Genomic DNA, 25762 nt, shown 5'->3' with positions numbered 1-25762 from the left:
GATACCTGCCGAATCGGCCCGAACTCGACCACGACAGACCGCTGCGTCGCCGGGCCTCTCATCGCCTGGCATTGGCACAGTCCATGTTCAAAGTGATCCACCTTACTCCAGGCTGCTTCTCAACCACGATCTGCCCGCCCTCCAGCCGATAGGTCAACAGGCAATTGTGCCTGGGATTGGAAAGCACGTCTGGATTGAAGATGGCCACGTTCTCTCCGGCAGGCCGGCGAACCGATCGGGTGAGAAGGCCGGGGTGTCCCTCCCGGTGAATCCTCGCGCCCACCGACTGGCAAAACGCATAGTCCGACGGATGCAAGAGGTCCGGGTATTCGTCGGCTGCCTTGCGGAAGTCCAGCAAGGCTGCGCCGCATGCCACCGAATACACCTTGCGCTCGGCAACGACCGTCATCCGCTCAAACCCTGCATCACCGAGCAAACCCCGGTACCAGTGGTAAGAGGACTCATGGACCGTGGTCTCGACCGACTCCGATCCGTACCAGACGCCGTGGCTGCCATCGGAAAACCGGCTGGACTGCCAATGCTTGAACGGCCAGATGATGGCGTTGAACCATTCGGCATCCTCGAACGGGCGATCGACGACCGGCGTGCCGGACCGGTATGGCGGCGGCTTGACTTCGTCTTCCACCTTCTGCGCCAGCTGCCACTCGGCGGGATCGTCCGTCAGGTCATCGAACAGATCCTGCGACTGGCGCAGAGACACGATGTTTCGGACTACGTCCCGGTGAACGTCGGCCAGCGTGAGCCGATCAAACACCACGGGCCCGGTCCAGGTAGCCGCGCACCATCAGCAGGCCCGCAAAACCCCACTCCTTGATCACCTCCACGGGGGTCAGGTTGTCAAAGGCCTTGTTGCGGGTGCTCATCCAGCGGTAGGCCAATTCCCGGTTCTGCGGGAACAGCAGGCGCAGGTTCTTGTGGATACCCAGCAAGTGGCCCACGCGCTCATACTGGTCGCGGCTGGTGCCGATCGGTTTGCCGCTGCGATAGTTCGACAGGGCAGCGCGGTTGCTGGCGGCGATACCCAGCAGTGCAGCCTGATCCTCGGTGCTCAGCTTCCAGTGGTCGAACAAGGCCATGACCATCTTGGCCAGAGCGCCACGGTCTTGTGACGCGGTCACTTCGCGCTGGGCTAGGGCACCCATGCCTGACTCCTTGTGCGTGATTGCTCAGTGGCTCGAGTATAGGATGGTGTTTTAAATAACACAAATACTGTTTTGAATGAAACAATCACCGCACCCACAGCCAGTATGTCGGCAGCGTGCGAGCAGCATCCCCAGCACCGCGCAGCCGACAGCAGATCAGTACCCCCTCATGACGAGCACGCCTTCGTCGTCGAACCATTGCCACCCCGCCACAACCACAGCGCGGAAGCCGCCAGCAATACGGTCGCCGCTGCGCTGGCCCAACTCAGGGCATCCAACCCGGCGATCTGCGAATCACCGATGAGTCGTACCAGCAGCGGACCGGCGATCTGACCAGCCGCGAAACCGGCGGTCATGCGTGCCAGAAGAGCCGTCGGGTTCTCCGGCATCCGCTCGCGAGCCAATTGAAGGCCTGCCATGGTGGTGATCATGAACGTGCCACCCACCAGCACCGCCGAGCCCGCCAACACCCACAGCGACTGTTGCAGCAGCGGTAGAAAAGTCCCTACGGCCATCACGCCCTGCCCAATCGCCCAGACCCTCCGACGCGACCAAGCATGCAGCCAGCGCGAGGCGAAAGCGACCGACAACGCTGCTGCCGTGCCGAAAATCGGCCAGGTAAGCCCGAAGACGAGTGGATCAGACACCAGTTGCCGCGCCATCGTCGGCAGGAAAGTCGCGGGGATGATGTAACCGAATCCGAACGCGCTGTAGCAGAGCACCACGCCCAGGTTTCCTCGCCCGACTTTCGGCTGCGCCGGCTTGGGCGGAGCGGCGGTGCCGGCTGGAGATACGGTAGCGGGGGTACTCGGTAATTGCCATAGAACATACGCTGCACCGACGACCGCGAGCAAACCGAGCTCCACCCAGAGCAGAATGGCACTTTGCCCTCCGCCCAGCCAGGTCAACACACCCGTTGATGCGATACCGAGGCCCACCCCGGTGTGAGACCCATCCCCCAAGCGAAGTCGCATGTCGCCGAGCCAGCTCGGGCAGGCACCAGCCGCTGGCGCAGATCATCACCCAGGCACTGAAAACGCCAGCACTGAACCGAAGCGCCATACCGAGCCATTGCACCGCGGCATCGCCCCAGACCATTCCCAGCGTCGTGACGGCAACTCCAAGCAATCCGATCCGGAGCCCTCGCCGCGGATTGCCCGCGAACCACGACGCACTCAGCGCCCCCAGCAGATAGCCGAAATAATTGGCCGTTGCCCACTCGGTGCCAGTCACGGCATCGAGGCTTCCGTCACGGAGCATCAACGGCATCATCGGCGTGAACGCAAATCGACCAACGCCCATCGCAATGGCCAGCGCAACCAAGCCGATGAGGATGATCACCTGCGGCGACGGTGCAAGCGCATCCCCCGAGGCTTCCTTGCATGCAGCCTTCATTGCTGATACCGAATCGCCAGCATTTCTCCCGTAGCGCAGACCTCGTCACCTGCCGACAAGCTCAGGTCCACCCACACCTTTCGAGCTTCGATGCTGCGAAGCCTGCCCTTGATGACGAGTTCGATGCCCATCGGCGTGGGCCGGCGGAAATCGACCTTCAGCGATGCAGTCACATACCGGATGGGCTCGCCTTCCGATCCCATTTCACGGTTCTCGGCCCGGTAAGTGAATGCGGCTGCAGATGCAGCGCCGTGACAATCGAAAAGGGATGCAATCAGACCGCCATAGACGTGATGTGGAACACCACCGCTGTATTCCTCGCTCGGAGAAAACCTGGCGACAGTGTCATCGCCTTCCCAATAACTCTTGAGGTGGTGCCCTGCCGGGTTGTTCTTGCCACACCCGTAGCAATGACTGTATTTCTCGGCATAGAAATCCTGGAACGCAACACTCATTTCATTTCCTCTGGCATAAGGCGAGCGGGTCAGCACTTCGATCAATCCCACGGATGGCTCAGGTTTGAATGTTGATGCCACATCCATCGGATCATGGTTCAGGCCCACCCGGACACAATAGACCGATCGTCTCAAAAAATCAAGAAAATAAGCAGGCCTACCAACAAGGCTCTCTCCCGCCCAGAGCAAGCACTCAAGACTGAATTCGATTTCATTTGTGAATTTGAGCCACAAGTGCTGTGAGATGTTTTCCCAACGGAGAACCCCTGCTCGTCACTACACTTTCCCAAGGCAGTCGGGAAGGCGCCATCGCCAGCCGACTGCTGCCTCACACAAAGAGCCATGCCGCTTCGGCGGGGTTCGATCGTACTTAGCCTAAGGAGTTGAAATGGCGTCCAGCAAATCGGACAACGAAGTAATGCAGGTCATCGCCACCAATCAGGCGCCCGGGGCAATCGGCCCGTATTCACAGGCCATGGCCATGGATCGGCTGGTTTTCACATCGGGCCAGATCCCCCTTCGTGCCGACGGTACGGTCGTCGAAGGTGACATCAAGGATCAGACTCGGCAGGTAATCGCCAACCTCCAGGCAGTGCTCGAAGCCGCAGGCGCAGGCCTGGAAACGGTCCTCAAAACTACCGTGTTCGTGCAGGACATGGATGAGTTCGCACAACTCAACGAGGTGTACGCAAGCTGCTTCGGCAAGCACAAGCCAGCACGCTCGACAGTGGAAGTGGCACGCCTTCCCCGCGATGTGCGCGTGGAAATCGAAGCAATTGCATTGCGCAAGAACACCTGAGCCAACGACCGGAGAAAAACAACAACAGTCCGGCGACAACACCAGCCAGAGCAGGACGAGGCAAGGAGACAACAATGAACTCATCCGGAAGCGCCGTTTCAAAGGCGCCGAGCACGAATACATCCGAAGGCGCAATCGGAAAAGTACCTTTCACCCGCTACGACGCAGGCTGGGTCGTACTATGCATCGGCATGGCAATCGGCGCGGGCATCGTCTTTCTTCCAGTACAGGTAGGCATCACTGGCCTGTGGGTATTCGCGGCTTCCGTAGTGCTTGCGTATCCCGCACTCTACATGATGCAAACGCTGTACCTGCAATCACTTTCCGAAAGCCCCGAGGCCGACAGCTACGCCAACATCATCTCGCATTACCTTGGCAAGAACTGGGGAATCTTCCTCGGTGTGGTGTATTTCCTCATGCTGCTCAAGGGCATGCTCACCTACTCGCTGGCAGTAACTTTCGACACCGCCAAGTATCTTCAGACTTTCGGTGTCACCACCGGGCTTCTCTCGGACAACCCGTTGTTCTCGCTGGCCATTCTGTGCATTCTCGTGGCGATCGCAGCGCAAGGCGAGAAGTTGCTCTTCAAGGTTTCCGGTCCGCTGGTGATCTTCAAGCTTGCCGTCGTGGTGGTGCTGGGCCTGGTCATGATCCCGTTCTGGGACATTCGCGCCAACCTCCCGCCGATGCCTACGTCCTCCGATTTCAAGAAATTCGTCATCGACACCATCCTCACCGTGCCGTTCACGCTTTTCTCGATTCTGTTCGTGCAGATTCTGAGCCCCATGAACATTGCGTTCCGGAAGGTGGAAGCAGACGCCCGTATTGCGACCTACCGGGCCATTCGCGCCAATCGGATCGCCTACGTGATCCTGGCCGTCTCGGTGCTGTTCTTTGCAACATCGTTCTCGTTTGCACTCTCCCACGAGCAGGCACTCATGGCCAAGGCGCAGAACATCTCTGCACTTGCCCTCGCAGGTTCAGTCATTCCCGGCAACGTCGTACTCTTCATGACCACGGCACTGAACGTGTTCGCGATTCTCACGGCGTTCCTGGGCATCTACCTGGGTATCGAGGAAGCCGTCTCTGGAATGGTCATGAACGTTCTCACGCGTTTCGTACCGGAAGAAAGGATCAACAGACGCTTCGTATCCCTGTTCGTATGCGTGTTCATCGTGATAGGCCTATGGCTCTGGGTCCAGACGCAGTTCTCCATCCTGCTTCTGCAACAGCTTGCATCGCCAATCTACGGCATTGCGTCCTTCATCATTCCATGCCTGCTGATCTACAAGGTTCCGGTGCTCAGAAAATACATATCGCCCAAGGTCTGGTACGTCTTCGTATTCGGCGTCATCGTCTGCCTCTCGCCCATCCTCAAGGGCATGGGTTACTGATGGCCAATGGCGAACAAAGTGAAAAGAACCCGATACAAAGGATCGCAACATGACAACCGAAACATCATTCGACTTCGACACCGTCGTGGATCGCGCCGGCAGCAACTCCATGAAATGGGCTCCGGAAGTGTCGCTCACGCCACGGCAGGCTGCTGCTTATCCGCTACCGATGTGGGTTGCGGACATGGACTTCAAATCACCACCCGCCGTGATCGACGCACTGCACGAAGCCGTGTCGCATGGCGTCTATGGATACCCCATCGGGCCCACGAAAGATTATCGGGACGCCGTTGCCGGATGGCAGCGCGATCGCTTCGGCTGGGATGCCTCCAGCGACTGGATCGTCCCGATCGCCAGCGTCATTGCCGCACTCAAGACCATCATTCAGGCCTTTTCGCGCCCCGGCGACTCGGTGCTGATCCAACCCCCGGTGTATGTACACTTCCATCAGGACGTGCTGATCAACGGGCGCCACGTCGCAGCCGCGCCGCTGCAATACGACGGCAAGCGGTACCGCTTCGATGCCAAGGTTTTCGAAGACGCAATCCGCGATGACACCAAGATCTTCATCCTCTGCAACCCGCACAACCCCACAGGGAACGTATGGAGCAAGGAAGATCTTCAGGCCATGGGTGAAATATGCCTGCGCCACGGCATCCTGGTGATTGCCGACGAAATCCACTGCGATTTCGTGTTCGCCGAAGGCCAGCGGCACACTCCGTTTGCATCACTCGATCCGCGCTTTGCGCTCAACAGCATCACCTGCACATCTGCAAGCAAAACCTTCAACCTCGCAGGCATGCAGTGCGGCAACATGTTCATACCCGACAAGGCGAAGTGTGCCGAAATCGTGCGCACCCTGGATCGCAACTACAATACGCGCGTGAACCTGCTGGGCATGGTAGCAACCGAGGCAGCATTCACCCACGGCGGACCATGGGCCGATGCGATGCTGGCCTACGTGGCGGAGAACCAACGCCATTTTGCCGAGCGGATCAACGCACTCGACCTGGGCGTCAGGGTAGTCGAAATGGACTCGCTCTATCTCGCCTGGATGGATTGTCGTGCACTCGACATGTCGCCTGATGAGCTCGAAGATTTCATGCTCATGCAGGCGCGGGTATGGCTGGACAAGGGCCCCAAGTTCGGCGTGGAAGGCCACGGCTTCATGCGCGCCAACCTGGGCTGCCCGCGGAGAACGGTGGATCGGGCCATTGACAGAATCACCGTTGCGCTTACCCAGCGTTGAGCATTGATGTGAAGTCAGGCGGCGTGCCTTGTTTCCCAGGGCACGCCGCTCTCGAATTTCTCACCAAGAAAATCGACGAAGGCCCGCACCGTGGGATTGCTGTAGCGAGTCTTGAAGTACAAGACATAGAGTGAATGGCGCGGTGATGGAGAATACTGCGGCAACACATGCTGCAGGCTTCCATCATCCAGATAACGCCGTGCCACATAGGTAGGCAAGCAGACGACACCACAGTGATCTATCGCCATTTCCGCAAGCGCCAGGCTGGAATTGGAAACGGCGACGCATCTCACCTTCAACGACTCTTCTTCACCATTGCACGCAAAGCTCCACTGACCATGCTCCGTCATCGCAGGATAAAGCAGGCAGGCATGGTGCTCGAGATCCATCGGTGTGCGGATGGGAGAGTGCCTATTCAGATACTTCGGCGATGCCGCATACACCCAGTGGATCTGTGCAAGCTTTCGCCCCGGGTACTCCCAGTCATCCCGCGAGGAAATGCGTAGCGCCACATCGTGACCTTCCGCTGCAAGGTCCTCCATCCGGTCGTCAAGATTGAGCGCAACCTCGATTTCGGGGTATTTCTCCGTGAATTCGCGTACCAGCCTCGATACCTGGGTACAGCCAAATGCCACGGAAGACGAAACCTGCAAAACGCCTGAAGGCTTGCGGAACCGGAGCGCCGCAGAAAGTGCAAGATCGGCATCGCGCAGAATGGCCGTTGCGCGCTCATACATCATCGCGCCGCATTCGGTGAGGGCGATATGCCGCGTAGTGCGCTTGATAAGGGTGGTTCCGAGCTGGTCCTCCAGTTGAGCGAGCGCTTTGCTCACCGCCGACGGAGTCAAGCAAAGTGCGCGTGCGGCCTTGGACAGGCTGCCGCATTCAACAACCTTGACGAAAAGCTCCAGCTTGGAAAGAGAATTCGACAGGCGCATTTTCTAGGCACCGTAGCACGCACGCAGTCTTTCGACTGCCACTGGAGGCAGCAAGCCACAATCCAGAGGTGAATACGCCAATGAAGTCAGAAGAGCCATGAGCTCACCACATGCCATTCATCGAGTCCTGCTGAAATGGCTTGTATAAAGACCGCCAGCCGGATCAGGCGAGGATCCACTCCGCGCCGATCCGGCTGGCCTTCAGCAACTGAACCAGCTTGCCTCGCTGATCAGCGCCCCATCGAGTAGAACTCTGCATTGGGCCGCATGCTGGTGACGTTGGCGATGCGGTTGGACATGCCGAAGAAAGCCGCGATACCCGCGATGTCCCAGATATCGTCGTCGGTGAAGCCGTGCGCCTTCAAGGCCTCGAAGTCGGCCTCGCCCACCTGCTGGGCCGCCTGCGACACCTTCATGCCGAAGTCGAGCATCGCCTTCTGCCGCTCGCTGATGTCGGCCTTGCGGTAGTTGGTGGCAACCTGGTCGGCGATCAGCGGGTTCTTCGCACGGACACGCAGGATGGCGCCGTGCGCGATCACGCAGTACTGGCACTGGTTCACCGCGCTGGTCGCCACCACGATCATTTCCCGCTCGGCCTTGCTCAGGTTGCCGGGCTTTTCCATCAAGGCATCGTGGTAGGCGAAGAAAGCGCGGAACTCGTCCGGGCGGTGGGCCAGCGTCAGGAACACGTTGGGAACGAAACCGGCTTTTTCCTGGACGGCAACGATCCGCTCGCGGATGTCCTCGGGCATGTCCTCCAGTGCGGGGACCGGGAAACGGCTCACGGCGGCCTGTTGTGCTTGAGTCATGTTCTTCTCCTTCGAGTGATGAGGCAGCTTTCGGGCGCTGCAGGTTTTTATCGATTGACGTCCACGACGACGCGGCCGCGCACTTCGCCCTTCAGGATGCTGGCGGCCAGCGGGATCGCTTCGGCCAGGCCGACTTCACGGCTGATCCGGCCGAGCTTGCTCACGTCCAGGTCGCTGCCCAGGCGCTGCCATGCCACCAGGCGGTCGGCACGCGGGCACATCACGCTGTCGACGCCCGCCAGGGTCACGCCGCGCAGGATGAAGGGCGCGACGCTCGCCGGCAGGTCCATGCCCGCCGCCAGGCCGCAGGCCGCCACCACACCGCGGTACTTCGTCGTCGCGCAGACGTTGGCCAGCACATGGCTGCCGGCAACGTCGACCGCGCCGGCCCAGCGCTCGCGGCCCAGCGGCTTGCCGGGCGCGGCATAGTCGGCCCGATCGATCACCTCGCTTGCACCGAGCGCCTTCAGGTAGTCGGCATCGTTCGGCCGGCCGGTCATCGCCACCACCGTGTAGCCCAGCTTCGCCAGCACCGCGACGGCGACGCTGCCGACGCCGCCCGCCGCGCCGGTGACGAGGATCTCGCCGTCCGCCGGCTTCACGCCGTGCCGCTCCAGCGCCAGCACGCACAGCATCGCGGTATAACCCGCAGTGCCGATCGCCATCGCCTGCTGCGGCGTGAAGGCCGCGGGCAGCGGCACCAGCCAGTCGCCGTTCAGCCGCGCCTTCTGCGCCAGCCCGCCCCAGTGCGTTTCACCGACCCCCCAGCCATTGAGCACCACCGCATCGCCGGCCTGGTAGTCCGGGTGGCGGCTGTCCTCGACCACGCCGGCCAGGTCGATGCCCGGCACCATCGGGAACTTGCGCACCACCGGCCCCTTGCCGGTGATCGCCAGGCCGTCCTTGTAGTTGATCGTCGAATGGCTGACCCGCACCGTGACGTTGCCTTCGGGCAGCTGCGCTTCGTCGATGTCCTTCACGCCGGCGCGGTAACCGGCTTCGTCCCGCTCGATCAAGATGCCTTTGAACATGTCATCCTCCTCCATTTAGACCGACTGTCTAGTGATGGTCAAAAAAATCAGCCTGCTGCCAGGCGTGTGCTGCTCGACATCCATGCAGCCATATTAAACCGATCGTCTCGTAAAATCAAGCCTGAAGCATCATCGCGCCCGCAAGCTGCGCCTTCTCCATTGGTTTACATGGATGAAATGGATCAACACCTTGCGCAAGCTCCAGGCTGCCTGGATTTTCCTTCAAGAAGCCGCTTCGGAATGCATCTTGCTCCGCATCCTTTCAATGAGCCACTCAGATATCGGGGAAAGCGTCCTTCCTGAAAGAGAAACGATGCCGAGCTCCGAAAAAAGCTCTTGATCGGCATGATATTCTCCAATGGAACAATCTCTCCCGCTGAAATCCTCTCCTGAAAACTGGAGAAAGCACAATACATCACGGCGTCTGAATCCAGGCATATGGCTTCAAGCAGCCTTGGACTATCGCTCACAACAGCACATTTGACGTGATCGACTCCAGAAAGCTCGAAAAACTCGCACATCCAATCGCGAGTTACACCGCGCATGCGAATGGCTATCAGTGGGTACTCGAGAATCTCGGCCGCCCGCTCTATTGAAGTTCTCTGGGCAAGCGGATGGCCCGCCCTCACCATGAATCCAGCAGGCTGGCACCCCAACGAGCTGATCGTGATTCGCTCATCTGGCTGTATCGCCCTTATATCCGCGACAAAGAATTCGATTCTATCTTCCAGCAAACGCTCCAGAAGATACTGCCAGTTATTGATCTCGACATCCACCCGAACATGCGGCCTCTCGCTGATCAATTGGGCAAGTATTTCCGGCAAATGAGAAGTAGCCATGAACGGCCCCGTCCCGAATGCCAAATCACCGGCCTCGCCCCGCGCGAACAAGCGAACATCCTGGTTCAGGCTATTGAGATCAACGAGCAGCTTCCTCGCACGCCCAAGTATCACCTTGCCGATGTTCGTCAGCTCGACGCCGTCCTTGCCGCGCTCGAACAGACGCACACCAAGGTCGTTCTCCAACGACTGGATGCTCCTGCTCAGAGCGGGCTGCGTCAAATGCACGAGCCTGGCTGCCTGAGAGAAATTCTTCTCATCGGCGAGAACAGCCATATGACGGAGTTTACGTAGATCCATATGTCTCCTGATGGATATTGCCCGGAGTTCCCGAACGTACCTTACCAGAAACATCCATCACGGCTTCGGCTATCCGTTGCTACATTGGATAACAGCCCCTTTGATGGAGTTCAAGGTCACTGCCGCAAGCTGTGCCAGCCCCTGATAGAACGGATGCTCCGTTGCCGCGGCCAAACGAGCCAAATAGATATCGGCCCAGGTCAGGAAGTACTCTTCCAGGAGAAACGCCAAAGCATCAATACGGGACTCCTCTGCCAGGAGCGCCAAGGCCCAGAACATCAAGCCGATATGGTCCCCCGGTTCTTCCTGCCCGGTGTTGAGCGCAATGCCTTCCTTGGCAAGAAAATCATGGAGAGATCGGGTTGAATCGCCGAACAGCAACCCCTCCTCCTCCAGATAAACCGATCCCCAAGGCGGAGCATCCAGCGGATCCGGGCCAATGAACAGGCGTTGGAACTCCATCCCGACACTCTCCCTGCCCGAGTCCGAGCGCAGGCCTTGCGCCATCCTGGCGATCGCCTCCTCTCCTCGCGCATTCGCGGGAAGGCGCCAGACTGATGTCAGCCCCTCCGCTTCGATCACATCGAGAACTGGTTTCACACTGGGATGGGCTGGCGGATGATAAAACAGCGCTCCCAGTATCCTGCAGCTCTCGGAAATCTCCACCAGCGCTCCGGCGATTTCGCAGTCAGGCATCGAGTCGCCTCCATCGAGGCGCTGAACTTCGTTCTCAGCCATCAGCGGAGCCCCACCGTCATGTGAAGATTATAGAAAACGCCACGTCCGACAATCTCGCCAATGATCAGCAAGGCCACACAGAGAACTCCACCCTGAAGGGACAAAGTGCTTCCATTACGTGTCTGCCGGAACCAGAGTGCCAGTGTCGAGAACAGGATCACGAAACGCAGCGCCATGAGTGCGGCGTAGTTCGGCGTCAGTTCAGCGGCCTGCTTTATCGACGAATTGATGGAAGCCAGCCCGTTGCTCTGGGCTATGGTCACCAGCAATGCTGCAACCACTGCAACGACCGCCAGCCGCACGGGACCGTCGCGGAAGAATCCATGGCTGACCCCCGCCCGCGAGAACAGCGTCGCTGCAACAGCACTTCCTCCAATGATGGCCGTCAGGATATAAGCCATTGGCGTCAGCGGCGTGTTCCATGTAGGCACCGTCGGCATCAGATAAAATGAGGACATGCCGAACAGGAAACCAGCGGAAAACAGCAATGTGAGCCAGTACATGAGCTTACGGTTCGCAACCGTCCCGATCCCGCGCCATGCCATATACCAGGTTGCAAGCCCCGCAGCCGCAAACGCACTCCCAAACACCACCTCGTTGGAGAATGCCGCAACGCCGAAGCGGAAGCTGGCATTGATGAACCGGAAAGGCTCTCCCAGGTGGAAGGCGGCAAATGCGAAACCAAGGCCGACCAGGCACCAGACCGCAATCATGGATTTCTCCAGGCGCAGCCTGCTCTCACCATCGAGGCCTCCAAACATGAGAGCGCCGAAGCACCACCAGAACGCCCCCATCGCCGATTGGGCAATGACGGTAAACAGAATCAACGGCCATTCATGCCATCCCATGATTACACCTCTTTCGGATTGCCAAGGGAGCCAGTGCGGTCACCCGCAGGGCGCGAATTTGGATTGGGTTTGATGACGATGTTCGGGTGGGTATACTTCCCATCCGGCAATGGTGCTACGGATGACAGTTCGCCGTATTTTTCCCGCAGCTCATCGATCGGACCGAAATCGAGAGCCCTGAGCGGGCACGACTCGACGCAGATCGGCTTTTTCCCGACAGCCAAGCGTTCCGCACAGCCATTGCACTTGGTCATGTGACCTTTACGCTCATCGTACTGCGGCGCATCGTAAGGGCAGGCCATCCGGCAGGACTTGCATCCGATGCACACGTTCTCATTCACTGCCACCAGCCCATCGACCTCACGCTTGTGCATCGCGCCGGTCGGACATACGCGGACACAGGCGGGATCAGCGCAGTGATTGCATGAAATCGACAGATAGTAGGCAAATACGTTGTTGCGCCAGGTGTTGTCGATGTCCGTCTGCCAGTTTCCGCCGGTGTACTCATAGACGCGCCGGAAGTTCACATCGGCAGAAAGGTCCTTGTAATCCTTGCAGGCGAGCTGGCAGGTCTTGCATCCGGTACATTTTTCCGAATCGATATAGAAACCGTATTGCATGACGATATCTCCTCAGACCTTTTCAATTTGCACGAGGTTGGTGTGCTGCGGATTTCCCTTGGCCAGTGGCGACGGGCGCATGGAAGTCAGCACATTCACACTGCCTTCGGTTTCCCGGCCCTGCGCATCCATCTTGAACCATATGCCCTGCTCCATCGATGCCACCCCCGGCATGATGCGCGGCGTCACCTTGGCCTGAATTTTGGTTTCGCCCCGCAAGCTGCTTACCCGAACCATGTCTCCATTGCGTATCCCACGCATTTCGGCATCGATGGGGTTCATCCAGACCGCATCGGTAATAGCCGCCCTCAGCACGTCGAGGTTGTGGTAGGTCGAGTGGACACGCCCCTTCGGATGCCGGCCATAAAGCTGCAGAGGAAACTTTTTCTTGAGTTCGAAATCTTCATACCCTTCCCAGGTGGCTACATATTGGGGCAGCGGGGTAATCACATCGCCTTCGGGAAGCTTCCATGTGCTGGCGATTTCCGCCAGGCGCTCGGAATAGATTTCAATCTTGCCCGACGGGGTTTTCAGCGGATTCGCAGCGGGGTCTTCCCTGAACTTCGCCAGCCCGATGCCGCCAGAGGCAGGAGCCCGGCGTTTTATCATGCCCATCTTCCGGGCAGTCTCCAGGCTGTCAGGAAGATCAGGGTCTTTCTCTTTCATCGTGACATACGCCTCTTGCAACCGCTGCTCGAACGATTTGCCCTCGGTATAGTCCTGCTCCATGCCCAGGTGACGAGCCAGCAAGGTACAGATCTCATAGGCCGATTTGCACTCGAACAACGGTTTGATTGCCGGAGAAAGGAAGATCGGGCCACCCAACTCGCCGACAGCATAACCATTGGAGATGATGTCGCTTCCTTCAAAATTGGTAATGTCCGGCAGCAGAACATCGGCATAGCGCGCACTGGGCGTCATGTGGTTTTCAATGACCAGTATGAATTCGCACAGCGACTCATCCTGCAAAATCTCATGCGTCCTTTTGATGTCCGAGTGCTGGTTGATCAGCGTATTGCTCGAGTAATTCCACATGAACTTGAGCGGCTGCTCCAGGCGATCTGCGCCTTGAACACCGTCCGTCAATGCAGTCATCTCCTTGCCGCGGGTGATGGCATCGGTCCAGAGGAAGCACGGTATCTTGGCCTTGACCTGATTGGGCGGTATGGGCAGCTTGGGGACCGGGTAGCTGTAATTACCAGGCTCTTCCCCGATGTTGGTGCCCGGCAAGCCGATGTTGCCCGTCAAGATGGGCAGCATGCAAATCGCCCTTGCAGCCTGTTCGCCGTTCGCGTGCCGTTGCAGGCTCCAGCCCTGAGCGACGAACGCAGGCTTGGCCGTTCCAATTTCGCGGGCCAGCTTGACAATGCGCTCCTCGGGAATGCCCGTGATGCGTGCGGCCCATTGTGGCGTTTTCACCGTCCCGTCAGGCCCCTTGCCCAGGATATAGGACTTGTACGAAGCATTTTCAGGTGCCGACGCAGGCAGCGTGTTTTCGTCATAACCTACACAGTAGGTATCAAGGAATTCCTGGTCTCACGAGATTTTCCTGAATCAATACGTAAGCGATCGCATTGACCAAGGCCGCATCGGTGCCGGGGCGAATCGGAATCCATTCGTCTTCCTTGCCCAGCATGCTGTCGGTATAGCGGGGATCGACAATGATGGTGCGCACGTTGTTGCGCCTGCGCCACTCGCTGAACTGATAGGTTTCCGAGCCGCCGCTCATACGCAGTTCGGACGGGTTGTAGCCGAAAAAGACGCACAGGCGGGCGTTTCCGATTTCCCGGCTCAGGCTTCGATGGGTGCCGGCATAGCCTGTACCATAGGTGTACGGCAGAGCAAAGCGAATCTGGGCAGTACTGTAAGTGTTGTAAAAATCCAGATAGCCGCCGATCACACTGAGAAAGCGATGGCATGAACTGCGTCCGGCCATGTTGTATCCGGTGCTTCCGGAACCATAGTTATAGTAGATGGCCTGGTTGCCATAGGTATCGATCGTATATTTGAGCTGGTCGCCGACGATGCGAATGGCCTCGTCCCAGGAGATGCGTTCGAACTTTCCTTCACCGCGCTTGCCGACACGCTTCATCGGGTATTTCAGCCGGTCGGGGCTGTAGGGACGCGGCGCCGCGCAGAGCGGCCACGCAAACAGGCCCTAACCTGATGGTGGCCAAATTCGTCATCGTTCGTGCCATTGTTGTCTTCCTGGGAAATCCAGCGAATGACTCCATCCACCACATGGCATTTCAAAGGGCAGCGGCTGCCGCAGTTGACCAGACAGGCATTCCAGACGATATCCCCTTCCGGAGGCCCGATCTGCTCCAGACCCTTGGCTATCGTCGTTTTCATGAAGGGAAGCCCAATGCCTGCGCCAAGCGCCCCCAAGCCGGCGACTGCCATGCCTTTCAAAAGGGCTCTGCGCGTCATCCTCACGCCAGACTGGGTTTCCACAGCCACCTTGCCTTCTTGATGCTCGTCCATTTCCATCTCCTTGCCTGATTCACCGCAGAAGTGCGCGAAGCTCAGCACCTCTGGCTATGAAGCCGATTACATACCCGGCAAGGTGGCTGAAACTAGACCTAGATCAAATTCAGGGCACGAATAACCATGAGACTTTGTGGCACTGCCCATGACTTTTTGTCATAGGCTCGCACAGAGTTATTGATTGAACGAGGGAAGAACGTCTGCAGCCGCGTAGGCAGCGCGGTAGCGCCTGCCTCGAAACGTCCTAGGCTCTCACGATTGAAAAAATTAAAAGGCCTGCGGCAAAGCGCAGACCCCCTGCGTGCAGCTGAAGCATCGATATGAATCGACGCGGACGCGCCTCGACACTGTTAAAAGCTCTAATCATGAAGCGACCGTGACCCGTTCATTATCAGCCGGGCTCACCAGACTCTCCCCGAGGCTGTCGCCAGCATCTCGGAACTCAAACGCGACCCGATGGGGACGGTCGCCTCAGGTGGAGGTTTTCCCGCCGCCATCCTGAACAAGAACGAACCCGCCTTCTACTGCGTTCCTGCACCTGCCTTCGAGGCCATGATGGAACGCCAGGAAGATCTGGAGTTGAACGCCATTGCCGACGCACACGCCGGTCAGCGGAAGATCAAGATCGGGCTCGATGAACTATGAGCTGGAATTCCCCGAGGAGGCCCTGGCCGGACAGCTCACCTCACCCGCAGCCAGCGCGTCGGCAGCGTGGCGAACAGCATCCCCAGCACGGCGACGCCGAGTGCAAGCAACTGCGTAGCGTTGAGCGTTTCACCCAGCGCCAGCACGCCGACCAGGGCGGCGGAAATCGGCAGCATCACGGTGAAGACACCGCTCTGCGCGGCGGGAATGGTCTTCAGCCCGGTCATCCACAGCCATACCGTCCACATGCAGGCGGCCAGCGCGTAGAACAGCAGCAGCACCCAGACATCGGCCGTAACGGCACCGAAGTCGAAGCCCAGCGCAAAATAAAGGCCGAACGGCGTCGTCAGCACGAAACCCCACAGGTTGATCAGCGAAGTGATGCGCTTGGCGCTGAGCTTGCCGGTGAGCTTCTTGCCGATCACCGCGTAGGAGGCTTCGCAGACCACGGCCGCCAGCAGCAATACCTTGCCCAGCAGGGCCCGGCTGCTGCCCTCATCGCTCACTGCTGCGTTCGCCTCGCCGCTGTGCCCTGCCACCGCCAGCAAGGCGATCCCCAGCACCGCGCAGCCGATTGCCAGCCAGGTGCGCAGGCCGATGCGCTCCTTCAGGAAACCCCAGCTCATCAGCGCGATGACGGCGGGGATCGAGGCCATCACCACGCCGGCAGTCAGGGCATCGGTCAGGCTGACGCCGGTGATCATGCAGAGGGTGAACAGGAAGTTGCCGAGGAAGGACTCCAGGAACAGCAGGCGGCGGGTCTGTCCGCTCATCGGTTCCTCGTCCGCCGGGCGCTTCAGCCAGCCCAGCATCGCGACCCCGCCGATGCCGAAGCGCAGCCAGGCCAGCAGCAGGACCGGGAAAGTGGCCGCCAGCGGCTTGCTCAGCGCGACGTAGCTGCCGACGAGCGCCATGCTCGATGCCAGGCAGAGCATGGCGACGGGACGGGATGAGGTGATCGATGACATGAAGAAAAAGGGAAAGTGCCGGAATGGAGCATGCCCGGCGGGCGAAGCCAGCATTCTGCCATCACGGCCCTACCCGCGGCAGCGCCGGCGCTGCCGGCCCTGCCCTGCCGCCCTCTGCGCGCGCCGCCGCCGACACCAGGTTCGCGGAGCCGCCGCGGTGATGCATCATGTCGGACAGGATTCTTGAAGGGAGCGGCCTCTTCGATGGCAGGCAGACAGGATGTGGCGCGATTCATCGCCAACTACCGCGACGAAACCGACAGCGCGGCCCTGTACCGGGCGATGGCGGATGCCGAACCCCAGCCGGAGATCGCCGAAGTCTATCGGCGGCTGGCGCGGGTCGAGGAAACCCACGCGGAATTCTGGCGGCGGCGGATCGAGCAGGCCGGCGGCCAGTTGCCCGAGGGCCTCGGCTGGCGCACCCGGGTGCTGATCTGGGCCAGCCGCCGTTTCGGCGCCCAGAGCGTGCTGCCGCTGGTGGCCGACGACGAGGCGCGCAACCGCACGATGTACGACAGGCAGCAGGAAGCCGCGGGCACTTCGCTGCCGGCGCAGGAGCGCTCGCACGCGCGCATGCTGTCGCTGCTGGCGAGCCGTTCCAGCCGCGGCTGGAACGGTGCGGTCTATTCCCGCCTGGAGGGCCGCCACGGCGCGGGCGCCGCCAACAACCTGAGGGCGATGGTGCTCGGTGCCAACGACGGGCTGGTGTCGACCTTCTGCCTGCTGATGGGCGTGGCCGGCTCGGCCGCCAGCGTGCAGACCCTGCTCGCCACCGCGCTGGCCGGCATGCTGGCCGGTGCCTGTTCGATGGCGATGGGGGAATGGATCTCGGTGCAGAGCGCACGCGAACTGCAGGAAAGGCAGATCGCCAGCGAGGCCGAGGAACTCGCCGAAGTCCCCGCCGAGGAGCAGGAAGAGCTGACCCTGATCTACCAGGCCAAGGGCTTCAGCGCCGAGGAAGCGCGCCAGATCGCCGAGCGGGTGATCAAGGACAAGGACTCGGCGCTGGAAACCCTGGTGCGCGAGGAGCTGGGCATCAACCCGGACGACCTCGGCGGCTCGCCGACGGCCGCCGCGATGTCGTCCTTCCTGGTGTTCATCGTCGGCGCGCTGATCCCGGCGCTGCCGATGTTCCTGGTCGGCGACGACTATCTCGTGCTCGCCAGCCTGATCGCCTCGGCCACCGGCCTGTTTGCGCTGGGCGCGGCGATCGCGGTCTTCACCGGCAAGCACCCGCTGTTCTCCGGCCTGCGCCAACTGGCCATCGGCCTGGGTGCAGCCGGCGTCACCTACGGCATCGGCCACCTGTTCGGCGTTGCGGTGGGCGGCTGAGCGCGGTCCTCGCGCTACAGCGAACGCAGGAAGGCCAGCAGGGCTTCCCGCTCGCTCGTCGCCAGGGCGCGCACCGCCTCCCGCGCGGCGGCGGCCTCGCCGCCGTGCCACAGGATCGCCTCCAGCAGGCTGCGGGCACGGCCGTCGTGCAGATACACCGCGCCGTCGCCGACGATCTCGGCGAGCCCGATCCCCCACAGCGGCGCGGTGCGCCAGTGCCTCGGCCCCGCTTCGAAATCCGGCCGGCCGTCGGCCAGTTCGTCGCCCATGTCGTGCAGCAGCAGATCGGTGTACGGGTGGATGGTTTGCTCCGCAAGCACGGGGAAGGCGGGAGCCGAACCGGCCGGCAATGGCCCGGTCCGCAGCTCCGGCACGTGGCAGCTCGCACAGCCGGCCGCGGCGAACACTGCTTCGCCCCGCCGCACCTCAGGGTCGTCGATGTCGCGGCGCGCCGGCACGCCCAGCGCGAAGTGGTAGGCGGTCATTGCATCCAGCGAGGCCGTCGACACTTCCGGATGCTCGCCGGCCACCGCCGCGCACGCGGTCTGTGCCGGCGGACAATCGTGCTCGGGAAACACGTCGGTGGTGATGCCCATGTCGCCGATCAGGGCCGCGGCGATCTGCTGGCGCACCGTCGGCTGGTTGGCCTTCCAGCCGAAACGACCCAGCACGGTCCGACCGGCCCGGTGATCGAACACCCGGTTCGGCACCCCGGCCACGCCGGCACCGGCCACACGCTGTGCCTCGGCGAGCGCAAGGATGTCGCCTTCCGGCACCGCCTCCAGCAGGCCCAGCCCGATCAGCGGGGAAGCGATCCGCAGCGAATGCATGGTTTCCAAATGCAGCGGCCCGAACGCGAGGTCGCGGAAATGCAGCACGGGCCGGCGCAGTTCCACCTGTTCGCCGTCGGCCAGCGTTTCGACGTGCGTTTCCCAGCTCAGTCCTGCCACGCCTTCGCCCGGCACCCCCGGCACGCCGAACTCGTTGAATTGTTCGCCATACGAGGGTTCGGGCTTCGGCCCGCCATGCACGTCACGGCCGGGGATCGACAGCCGCACGAGCATCGAGCGCATCGGTTCCAGCGCCGACGACGGTGGCTCGCCGCGGCCATTGCGCGGATGACAGGACAGGCACGACGGCCGGTTGTAGGTCGGCCCCAGGCCGATCGCCAGCACGTCGTCCGACGGAGCGATCACCCAGGTCTGGCGCACCAGCCGCCGGCCGGACGACACTTCGGGCCAGTCGGCTTCCGGCAGCTGCGACCACTGGATGTGCTCAAAGGCATCCCGCCCGCGCTCCTTGCTCGTCATCGAACCACCTGACGACGGCGACGCGAGCACGGACGGAACGAAAAGCAGTGCAACCGCCGCGGTCACGACCGGCAGGCTTCGCCTCACGGCTGCACCTGGGCCAACAGCTCCCGCGCCTGGGCGATGCGCTTGCGCGCATCATCCGCCCAGACTGCGATCAGGGCGGCACGCTCCGCAGCGCCGTCGGACGCCGCGAACAGCGCGCGCAGTTGCGCATCGGCCTGCCCCGCGGCATCCACCGGCACACGCTCCAGCAGCCGGCGAGCCTCGCCGATCCGGGCATCGCCGGAAGCTTGCCGCTCGGCCGCGTGCAGCGCCTGCCATGCCTCGCTCAGCGCAGCATGCGGCACCGTCAGCACGGCGTCGAACAATTCGGCCACCAGCCCCCTGCGCGCTTCGGTCAGCACGCTGTCGTAGGCCAGCGCATCGGCCGCGAACGGTTTTGCCGTGGTCTCGGGATGCGCCTCGTAGGACGAAGCGCGTACCGGAAGACGGCGCACGTCGGTATGCCACAGCAAGGCCTGCCCGGCCGGCGACAGCACGAAATCGACGAAGCGGCGCGCCGCCTCCGGACGCGGCGCCTCGGCCATGACGGCGACGTGCGCCGGACTGTAGGCGGTCTTCGGCGGATAGACGAAGCTCACCGCCTCACCCGAGTTGCGGGCAAAGAAATCGATCGACATGCGGGCGGCGATGCGTCCCATCGACAAGGGGTCCGGCCCGTCGGCCACCACGCTGTCCAACTGCGCATTGCCCGCGATGGCACTCAACAAGGCCCAGCCGCGCTCCCAGCCACGGGCCTGCAGCACGGCCTCGATCAGCGAGGATGCGAAGCCGGTGCGCGCCGGCGTCGGCAGGTGCACACGTCCCGCATACGCCGGCGCAGCCAGGTCCGCCCAGTCCCTGGGCGGCTCCAGCCCGAGTTCGCGCACGGCCTCGCGATGGTAGGCAATGCCGAAACCGGCCAGTTCGAAAGCGGCGAAATACCCTTCCGGATCGCCCAGCGGCACACCGCCGACCTTGCCCGGCAGGTCGGGGGCGTTCGACTCCAGCTTCGCCAGGCGGCCCTCATCGCGCAAGCGGGTGAAGTTGCCGGGCGACGGCGTCCAATACACGTCCACCTCGCGGTAGCCGCCTTCGCGCAGGTAGGCCAGCCCGTCGCGCGACTGCCGCCACAGCAGCTCCACGCGCATGCCGGGATGGGCGGCCTCGAAGGCGCGCTCGAACTTGACCGTGAGGGCTTCGGGATAACTCGTCAGCACGACGACGCGGTCGTCGGCCTGGGCGTTGGTGAACAGACCGGTGGCAGCCAGCGCCAGCGCGGTCGCCCGGAGCAAGCGCTGCGGCATGTGCTTCAACTTCGTCGGCATCATTTTCCTCGTGGATCGAGCGGCGCCGACCGGTGGCGCCGTCCTCATGTTTCTCGATGAAAAATGGTGCGCACTGAAGCAGAAGCAGTCAACTTCCGGGCCTAGAAGTAGTAGCCGATATTGGCGTAGAAGACCTTCTTCCAGCGATCGTCGCCGCCGGCCGCGGCGCCGTTGGTGTAGTCGCCGGTATAGGGATCGTTCCTGCCCCAGCGCATCTCCGTATAGATGTACAACGGACCGGCGCTGAAATGCGCGCCGGCGATCACGCGCTGCGAATCCTTGAAGCCGGACCTGTCCTTGGTGAAGACGCTGTAGTTCAGGTAGGGCGTGATGCCGCTGACCGGGCCGTAGCTGCCGGGCAAGGTGTAGCTGAGCTCGCCCGAGTAGAAGTTGCCTTTCGCCGCGACATTGAACGAGCCGTCGTAGGCACCGAAGGTAATGGTGTCGTTGCCGGTCGCCGACGGGTTGCGCGGCGTCATCTTCTGCCGGCCTGCTTCGGCCAGCACGCGCAAGGCACCGTAGCTGCCGCCGTAGTGCAGTGCGTAGGCCTTGCGGCGGCCGTCGCGGCCGGTGTCGTAGTTGTGCAGCGTCGAGTGCAGCGCCGAGATGCCCAGCTCCGACTTCGCCTCCTCGCCATGCTGCAGCGTGTAGGCCAGCCGGCCGACCACCATGTTGCGCTCGTCGTTGCTGCTGCCGCCTGTCACCGAGTCGTCGGCGCGCACCACGTTGACCGAGTAGCGGTTGGCGTCCCGCGAGGTGCCGCTCCAGTTGCCGCCATCGGTGGGGTAGAAACCCAGCTGCACGTCCAGCGGGCCGGCGGTGTGCTGCAGCTTGATACCGAGGTTGTGCACGTCCTCCAGGCCGATGGCGTTGATCATGGTCTGGTAGAAGGTGCTGCTGACGTAGGGCAGCACGCCGAAGGGAATCTGGTTGATGCCGGCGACGACGCGGGTGTCGTCGCCGAGCTTGTAGCCGACCCAGGCCCACTCGGGGAAGTTGATGCGCCCGATCCTGCTGGTGTAGTCGTAGGGATAGGCGCTGCCGTAGAAGCGGTACTGGGCCGAGCCGTAGAAGGTGGGCGAGTCGTAGTTGAGGGTGATGCGGAAGGTGTCGAAGCTGAGCTTGCTGATGTCGTCCTCGTAGTCGAAGCTGTAGTCGTAGCGGGCGCGCAGCGCGCCGCCGATGGTGAACTTGCCTTCGGCCGCCGCCGTCTCTTCGGCGGCCCGTGCCGGCGCGCCGGCTGCGACGAGTACGCTGCCCGCGAGCATTGCTGCGCCGATGGCCGACAGGCGGTACGGCATGCGGGCCGTCTTGGCTGTGTATTTCTCGTTCATGGTTTCTCCTCCTTGTTTCAGGTTGATGCAGTAATTATCCGGGCGTGCGAAAGCCCCCGCCCGGCCCCGCTGTCAGGGGCGGGCGTTGCGGAACAGGCGGCCGGAATGCTTATGGAATGGGTGTGCCAGTCGGGCCGGCGCACGCCCCTGGCGCCGTGAAGCTGCGAATCGAAGGGCTGGGCGCTAGGCGCTCTCTCCCGCCTTCTCTGCAACCGGCGCCGAAGCCTTGCTGCGCGTTGCCAGCCAGCACAGGATCGAGCCGATGCAGACCATCGCCGCGCCTTGCCAGAAGGCGAACGAAAGCGGCGCGCTGAGCAGCGCGGCGGCGAGCGCGGCGGACAGCACCGGGATGAAATAGGACGTGCCGGCCAGGATCGTGACGTTGCCGTGCAGGATGCCGACGTTCCAGGCCGCGTAGCCGAAGCCCATCGCACACGCGGCCAGCACCAGATAGATGATCGAGCGCAGGTTGAAATCCATCTCGCCGCCGCCCATCAGCAGGTATTTGACCCACAGCACCACCGCGACGAGGATGAAGAACAGCGTCACGCAGTTGTGCCCTTGTGCGATGCGCGCGGTCACGGTGCAGTAGGCGGCCCAGATCAGCGCGCCCGAAAAGGCCAGCCCGTAGCTCAGCGGGTTGTCCTGGACGTTGGCGATCATGCTGGCGATGTCCAGCCCCTGGTCGCCGCCCAGCACCCAGCAGATGCCCGCCATCGACAGCAGGAAACCCGGCACCACCAGGAAGTTCGCCTTCTGCTTGTTGAACAGGATCGCCGACATCAGCGTGAAGGTCGGCCAGAGGTAATTGACCATGCCGACTTCGATCGCCTGCCGGCCGGTGTTGGCATAGCCGATCGACAGCGCGAGGCACAGCTCGTAGGACACGAACAGCAGGCTGCCCCACAGCAGGTATTTCGGCGGCACCTTGCTCAGCTTGGTGAAACCGACGCTGAAGACCAGGAACACCGCCGCGACGGTATAGATCAGCGCCGCGCCGCCGGTGGCGCCGAAGCTCTCGCTGACGCCGCGGATCAGGCCCACGATCGACGCCCACAACAGGATCGCGATGAAACCGATGAGCGTTGCCTTGTTCTTGCTGTTCATGCTGCCTTGTCCATGGTCAGGAATGTCACGAATTCTGCCCGGTAAAAGAGCCGCGGCCTCGGGGCCGGGAGGCCGCCTGAGCGCCGGACCGCGAAAAAACCGGGGATTATGGAGCCGACTGCCCCGCCCCAGCACGACCGGCAGAACACCGGCCATGCCCGGGCGGAGCGTGTCATGCATCAGCCGGCACTGGGCACGTCGATCCAGATCGTCTTGAGCTCGGTGTATTGGTCGTGAGCCCAGATCGACTTGTCGCGGCCACCGAAACCCGACTCCTTGTAACCGCCGAACGGCGTGGTGATGTCACCTTCGCCGAAGCAGTTCACGGTCACCACGCCCGCGCGGATCGCGCGCGAGACACGGATCGCGTTGTTCAGGCTGCTGGTGTAGACCGAGGCCGCCAGACCGTAGACCGAGTCGTTGGCCAGCGCGATCGCTTCATCGACATCCTTGAAAGTCGTGACCGACAGGATCGGGCCGAAGATTTCCTCGATGAACAGCTGGCTGTCCGGGCCGACGCCGTCCACCACCGTCGGCTCGACGAAGTTGCCTTCGCGGGTGCCGCCGCCGAAGACCACGCGCAGCTTTTCCGCCGCGGCCTGGTCGAGGTAGGAACGGACCTTGTCGAAGTGGGACTTGCTGACGAGCGAACCCAGCCGGTGCTCGGGATCGAGCGGGTCACCCATCTTCCACTCCTTGACCGCCACGGCCATGCGTTCGAGCAGCGCGTCCTTGATGTCGGCATGGACGATCAGGCGCGACGAGGCCGAGCAGTTCTCGCCCATGTTCCAGAACGCGCCGGCAACCACCTGTTGCGCGACCACATCGAGGTCTTCGACGTCCTTCAACACCACGGCGGGGTTCTTGCCGCCGCACTCCAGCACCACGCGCTTCAGGTTCGACTCGGCCGCGTACTGCAGGAACAGCCGGCCGGTGTCGGTCGAGCCGGTGAAGCTGACCATGGTGACGTCGTTGTGCTTGCCCAGCGGCTCACCGACTTCGCGGCCGCCGCCCGGCAGCACGTTGAACACGCCGGCGGGCACGCCGGCCTGGTGGGCGAGTTCGGCCACGCGCAGCGCGGTCAGCGTCGTTTCCTTGGCCGGCTTGACCACGATCGAGCAGCCTGCAGCCAGCGAGGGGCCGATCTTCCATGCCAGCATCAGCAGCGGGAAGTTCCACGGCAGCACCAGGCCGACCACGCCGATCGGTTCGCGCACCACCAGCGCCAGGGTGTTCGAACCCACGGGCGCGGTGTTGTCGTAGATCTTGTCGATCAGTTCGGCGTGCCAGCGGATGGTGTGGATCGCTTCCGGCACGTCGGCAGTCTGGCACTCGCGCACCGGCTTGCCGCTGTCCAGGCTTTCCATCACCGCCAGTTCGTGCGCATGCGCTTCCAGCAGCTCGGCGAAGCGCACCAGCACGGTCTTGCGCTGCGACGGCGGCAGGCGCTGCCAGCGGCCGTCGTCGAACGCGGCCTTGGCGTTGGCCACCGCCAGATCGACGTCCTGCGCGTTGCAGGCGGTGATCTCGGCCAGTACCTCGCCGGTGGCCGGATTGGTGGTGATGAAGGTCTTGCCCGACAGCGAGTCGCGGAAAGCGCCGTCGATGAAGGCTTTCGTCGGGAAGCTGATGTTCTTGGCGATCGCGGCGTATTCCGCGGCAGTCAGCAGTTCGGCCATCAGGCTTGCCCTCCGACGACTTCGGCAACCTCGCGCTTCAATTCGGCGACGATCGCCTTCAGCGCCTGCTTCTCGTTGTCGTCGAGGCCTTGCAGCGGCGCGCGCACGCCGCCCGGGCGCAGGCCCGCCAGTTCGCAACCGTACTTGATCGACTGCACGAACTTGCCGCACTCGAGGAAATCCATCAGCGGCATCATCGCCGACATGATGCGGCGGCCCTTGCCGAAGTCCTTCTCGACCACGCACGCCTGGTAGAGGGCGACGTGCTCGCGCGGCACGAAGTTCGAACCGGCGCACACCCAGCTGCGCGCGCCCCAGGCGAAGAATTCCAGCGCCTGGTCGTCCCAGCCGCAAGAAACGTCGATGCCGGGGAACTCGCGCGCCAGCATGTGCAGCTGGCCGGTCTGGCCCGAGCTCTCCTTGATCGCGACGAAGTTCTTCGACGCCGCGGTGACGGTGCGGAAATATTCCCGGCCCATCGACACGCCCATGCGGCCCGGGTAGTTGTAGAGCATGATCGGCAGGCCCGCGGCCTTGTCGATCGCCAGCGCGTGGGCGGCATTCTCCGCCTCGGTGGGCAGCGCATAGGGGGCGAGCCGACCAGGATCGCATCGGCGCCGATTTCCTTCGCCGACGCGGCGTAGCCGACCGACTCCTCGGTGCGCACCGCGCCGGTGCCGACGATCAGCGGCACGCGCGTGCCGATCACCTGCTTGGCGTAGGTGGCGAGGTCGATGCGCTCCTGCACGGAGTGCGCATAGTACTCACCGGTCGAGCCGCCGATGATGATGCCGTGCACGCCGCCTTCGATCAGCGATTCCAGCACCTCGGCGAACGCGGTCTTGTCGATCTGGCCGTCTGCCGACAGAGGGGTGATGGCCGGGGTGTAGATACCTTCGAATTTCATGATGGTTCTCCATTGGTGTGGGAAGGGTGTTCCCGGTGAAAGCGT

General features: G+C 62.2%; 26 protein-coding genes and 2 pseudogenes. 5 read left to right on the top strand and 23 right to left on the bottom strand.

Annotated elements, in window-relative coordinates; all coding sequences use genetic code 11:
* Positions 1-58 precede the first annotated feature (58 nt).
* The 5 genes and pseudogenes from AAFL97_RS07455 to AAFL97_RS07435 form a co-directional block, all read right to left on the bottom strand.
* The gene (locus tag AAFL97_RS07455) at positions 59-721 is read right to left on the bottom strand and encodes an RES family NAD+ phosphorylase (RefSeq protein WP_341644367.1); all 663 of its coding nucleotides are present in this window, start codon (positions 719-721) and stop codon (positions 59-61) included.
* 46 nt (positions 722-767) lie between these two features.
* Positions 768-1163, bottom strand: a complete 396-nt coding sequence (locus AAFL97_RS07450) for an MbcA/ParS/Xre antitoxin family protein (protein WP_341644366.1) — start codon at positions 1161-1163, stop codon at positions 768-770.
* Positions 1164-1330: 167 nt separating this feature from the next.
* Entirely contained in the window at positions 1331-2137 is an 807-nt protein-coding gene (locus AAFL97_RS07445; protein WP_341644365.1) for a YbfB/YjiJ family MFS transporter, read from the bottom strand.
* A 52-nt stretch (positions 2138-2189) separates the two neighbouring features.
* Positions 2190-2423, bottom strand: a pseudogene (locus AAFL97_RS07440) (YbfB/YjiJ family MFS transporter); the annotation flags it as partial.
* A 131-nt stretch (positions 2424-2554) separates the two neighbouring features.
* Positions 2555-3247 (bottom strand): PaaI family thioesterase, encoded by a 693-nt coding sequence (locus AAFL97_RS07435; protein ID WP_341644364.1) that lies wholly within the window; start codon positions 3245-3247, stop codon positions 2555-2557.
* Between the two features lie 154 nt (positions 3248-3401).
* Between AAFL97_RS07435 and AAFL97_RS07430 the strand changes: the two genes are divergently transcribed.
* From AAFL97_RS07430 to AAFL97_RS07420, 3 genes are all read left to right on the top strand, one after another.
* Entirely contained in the window at positions 3402-3812 is a 411-nt protein-coding gene (locus AAFL97_RS07430) for a RidA family protein (RefSeq protein WP_341644363.1), read from the top strand.
* Between the two features lie 74 nt (positions 3813-3886).
* A complete protein-coding gene (locus AAFL97_RS07425) occupies positions 3887-5206 on the top strand; it encodes a hypothetical protein (protein ID WP_341644362.1) in 1320 nt (439 codons plus the stop codon).
* A 49-nt stretch (positions 5207-5255) separates the two neighbouring features.
* Entirely contained in the window at positions 5256-6455 is a 1200-nt protein-coding gene (locus tag AAFL97_RS07420) for a MalY/PatB family protein (protein WP_341644361.1), read from the top strand.
* 14 nt (positions 6456-6469) lie between these two features.
* Here the strand turns inward: AAFL97_RS07420 and AAFL97_RS07415 are convergent, their stop codons facing one another.
* From AAFL97_RS07415 to AAFL97_RS07370, 10 genes are all read right to left on the bottom strand, one after another.
* Entirely contained in the window at positions 6470-7393 is a 924-nt protein-coding gene (locus AAFL97_RS07415; protein ID WP_341644360.1) for a LysR family transcriptional regulator, read from the bottom strand.
* A 230-nt stretch (positions 7394-7623) separates the two neighbouring features.
* The gene (locus AAFL97_RS07410) at positions 7624-8202 is read right to left on the bottom strand and encodes a peroxidase-related enzyme (protein WP_341644359.1); all 579 of its coding nucleotides are present in this window, start codon (positions 8200-8202) and stop codon (positions 7624-7626) included.
* Between the two features lie 47 nt (positions 8203-8249).
* On the bottom strand, positions 8250-9233 hold the full coding sequence (acuI, locus tag AAFL97_RS07405; RefSeq protein WP_341644358.1) for an acrylyl-CoA reductase (NADPH): 984 nt from the start codon (positions 9231-9233) through the stop codon (positions 8250-8252).
* Positions 9234-9415: 182 nt separating this feature from the next.
* Positions 9416-10372, bottom strand: coding sequence for a LysR family transcriptional regulator (locus AAFL97_RS07400; RefSeq protein WP_341644357.1), 957 nt, complete (start codon positions 10370-10372; stop codon positions 9416-9418).
* Positions 10373-10441: 69 nt separating this feature from the next.
* Entirely contained in the window at positions 10442-11110 is a 669-nt protein-coding gene (gene dmsD, locus AAFL97_RS07395) for a Tat proofreading chaperone DmsD (protein WP_341644356.1), read from the bottom strand.
* The gene (locus tag AAFL97_RS07390; protein ID WP_341644355.1) at positions 11110-11958 is read right to left on the bottom strand and encodes a dimethyl sulfoxide reductase anchor subunit family protein; all 849 of its coding nucleotides are present in this window, start codon (positions 11956-11958) and stop codon (positions 11110-11112) included. Before AAFL97_RS07390 ends, dmsD begins: the two co-directional genes overlap by 1 nt.
* 2 nt (positions 11959-11960) lie before the next feature.
* Positions 11961-12578: a DMSO/selenate family reductase complex B subunit gene (locus AAFL97_RS07385; RefSeq protein WP_341644354.1), complete on the bottom strand. Its 618-nt coding sequence runs from the start codon at positions 12576-12578 to the stop codon at positions 11961-11963.
* Between the two features lie 12 nt (positions 12579-12590).
* Positions 12591-13997, bottom strand: a complete 1407-nt coding sequence (locus AAFL97_RS07380; protein WP_341644353.1) for a molybdopterin dinucleotide binding domain-containing protein — start codon at positions 13995-13997, stop codon at positions 12591-12593.
* Between the two features lie 100 nt (positions 13998-14097).
* Positions 14098-14670: a molybdopterin-dependent oxidoreductase gene (locus AAFL97_RS07375; protein ID WP_341644352.1), complete on the bottom strand. Its 573-nt coding sequence runs from the start codon at positions 14668-14670 to the stop codon at positions 14098-14100.
* 8 nt (positions 14671-14678) lie between these two features.
* Complete coding sequence (locus tag AAFL97_RS07370) at positions 14679-15062, bottom strand: hypothetical protein (RefSeq protein WP_341644351.1); 384 nt, start codon at positions 15060-15062, stop codon at positions 14679-14681.
* Between the two features lie 459 nt (positions 15063-15521).
* On the opposite strand from AAFL97_RS07370, the gene AAFL97_RS07365 reads away from it, so the two are divergent.
* Positions 15522-15710: a plasmid stabilization protein gene (locus AAFL97_RS07365; RefSeq protein WP_341644350.1), complete on the top strand. Its 189-nt coding sequence runs from the start codon at positions 15522-15524 to the stop codon at positions 15708-15710.
* A gap of 35 nt (positions 15711-15745) precedes the next feature.
* Here the strand turns inward: AAFL97_RS07365 and AAFL97_RS07360 are convergent, their stop codons facing one another.
* Positions 15746-16624: a DMT family transporter gene (locus tag AAFL97_RS07360; protein ID WP_341644349.1), complete on the bottom strand. Its 879-nt coding sequence runs from the start codon at positions 16622-16624 to the stop codon at positions 15746-15748.
* Between the two features lie 258 nt (positions 16625-16882).
* On the opposite strand from AAFL97_RS07360, the gene AAFL97_RS07355 reads away from it, so the two are divergent.
* Positions 16883-18010 (top strand): VIT1/CCC1 transporter family protein, encoded by a 1128-nt coding sequence (locus tag AAFL97_RS07355; RefSeq protein ID WP_341644348.1) that lies wholly within the window; start codon positions 16883-16885, stop codon positions 18008-18010.
* Between the two features lie 14 nt (positions 18011-18024).
* Here AAFL97_RS07355 and AAFL97_RS07350 read toward each other — a convergent pair whose 3' ends face one another.
* From AAFL97_RS07350 to AAFL97_RS24595, 7 genes and pseudogenes are all read right to left on the bottom strand, one after another.
* Complete coding sequence (locus AAFL97_RS07350) at positions 18025-19320, bottom strand: di-heme oxidoreductase family protein (RefSeq protein ID WP_341644347.1); 1296 nt, start codon at positions 19318-19320, stop codon at positions 18025-18027.
* Between the two features lie 83 nt (positions 19321-19403).
* Positions 19404-20693: an ABC transporter substrate-binding protein gene (locus AAFL97_RS07345; protein WP_341644346.1), complete on the bottom strand. Its 1290-nt coding sequence runs from the start codon at positions 20691-20693 to the stop codon at positions 19404-19406.
* A 98-nt stretch (positions 20694-20791) separates the two neighbouring features.
* On the bottom strand, positions 20792-22024 hold the full coding sequence (locus AAFL97_RS07340) for a hypothetical protein (RefSeq protein WP_341644345.1): 1233 nt from the start codon (positions 22022-22024) through the stop codon (positions 20792-20794).
* Positions 22025-22207: 183 nt separating this feature from the next.
* A complete protein-coding gene (gene yddG, locus AAFL97_RS07335; RefSeq protein ID WP_341644344.1) occupies positions 22208-23131 on the bottom strand; it encodes an aromatic amino acid DMT transporter YddG in 924 nt (307 codons plus the stop codon).
* Positions 23132-23310: 179 nt separating this feature from the next.
* Entirely contained in the window at positions 23311-24810 is a 1500-nt protein-coding gene (locus tag AAFL97_RS07330) for an aldehyde dehydrogenase (protein ID WP_341644343.1), read from the bottom strand.
* The gene (locus AAFL97_RS07325) at positions 24810-25352 is read right to left on the bottom strand and encodes a dihydrodipicolinate synthase family protein (RefSeq protein WP_341647113.1); all 543 of its coding nucleotides are present in this window, start codon (positions 25350-25352) and stop codon (positions 24810-24812) included. The genes AAFL97_RS07330 and AAFL97_RS07325 overlap by 1 nt, the downstream gene beginning before the upstream one ends.
* Before the next feature lie 113 nt (positions 25353-25465).
* A pseudogene (locus tag AAFL97_RS24595) lies at positions 25466-25717 on the bottom strand (dihydrodipicolinate synthase family protein); the annotation flags it as partial.
* Positions 25718-25762 lie beyond the last annotated feature (45 nt).

Origin of the sequence: Thauera sp. SDU_THAU2, assembly GCF_038260575.1 — a bacterium.
GTDB lineage: Bacteria > Pseudomonadota > Gammaproteobacteria > Burkholderiales > Rhodocyclaceae > Thauera.
This window is presented reverse-complemented; position numbering and strand designations above follow the sequence as displayed.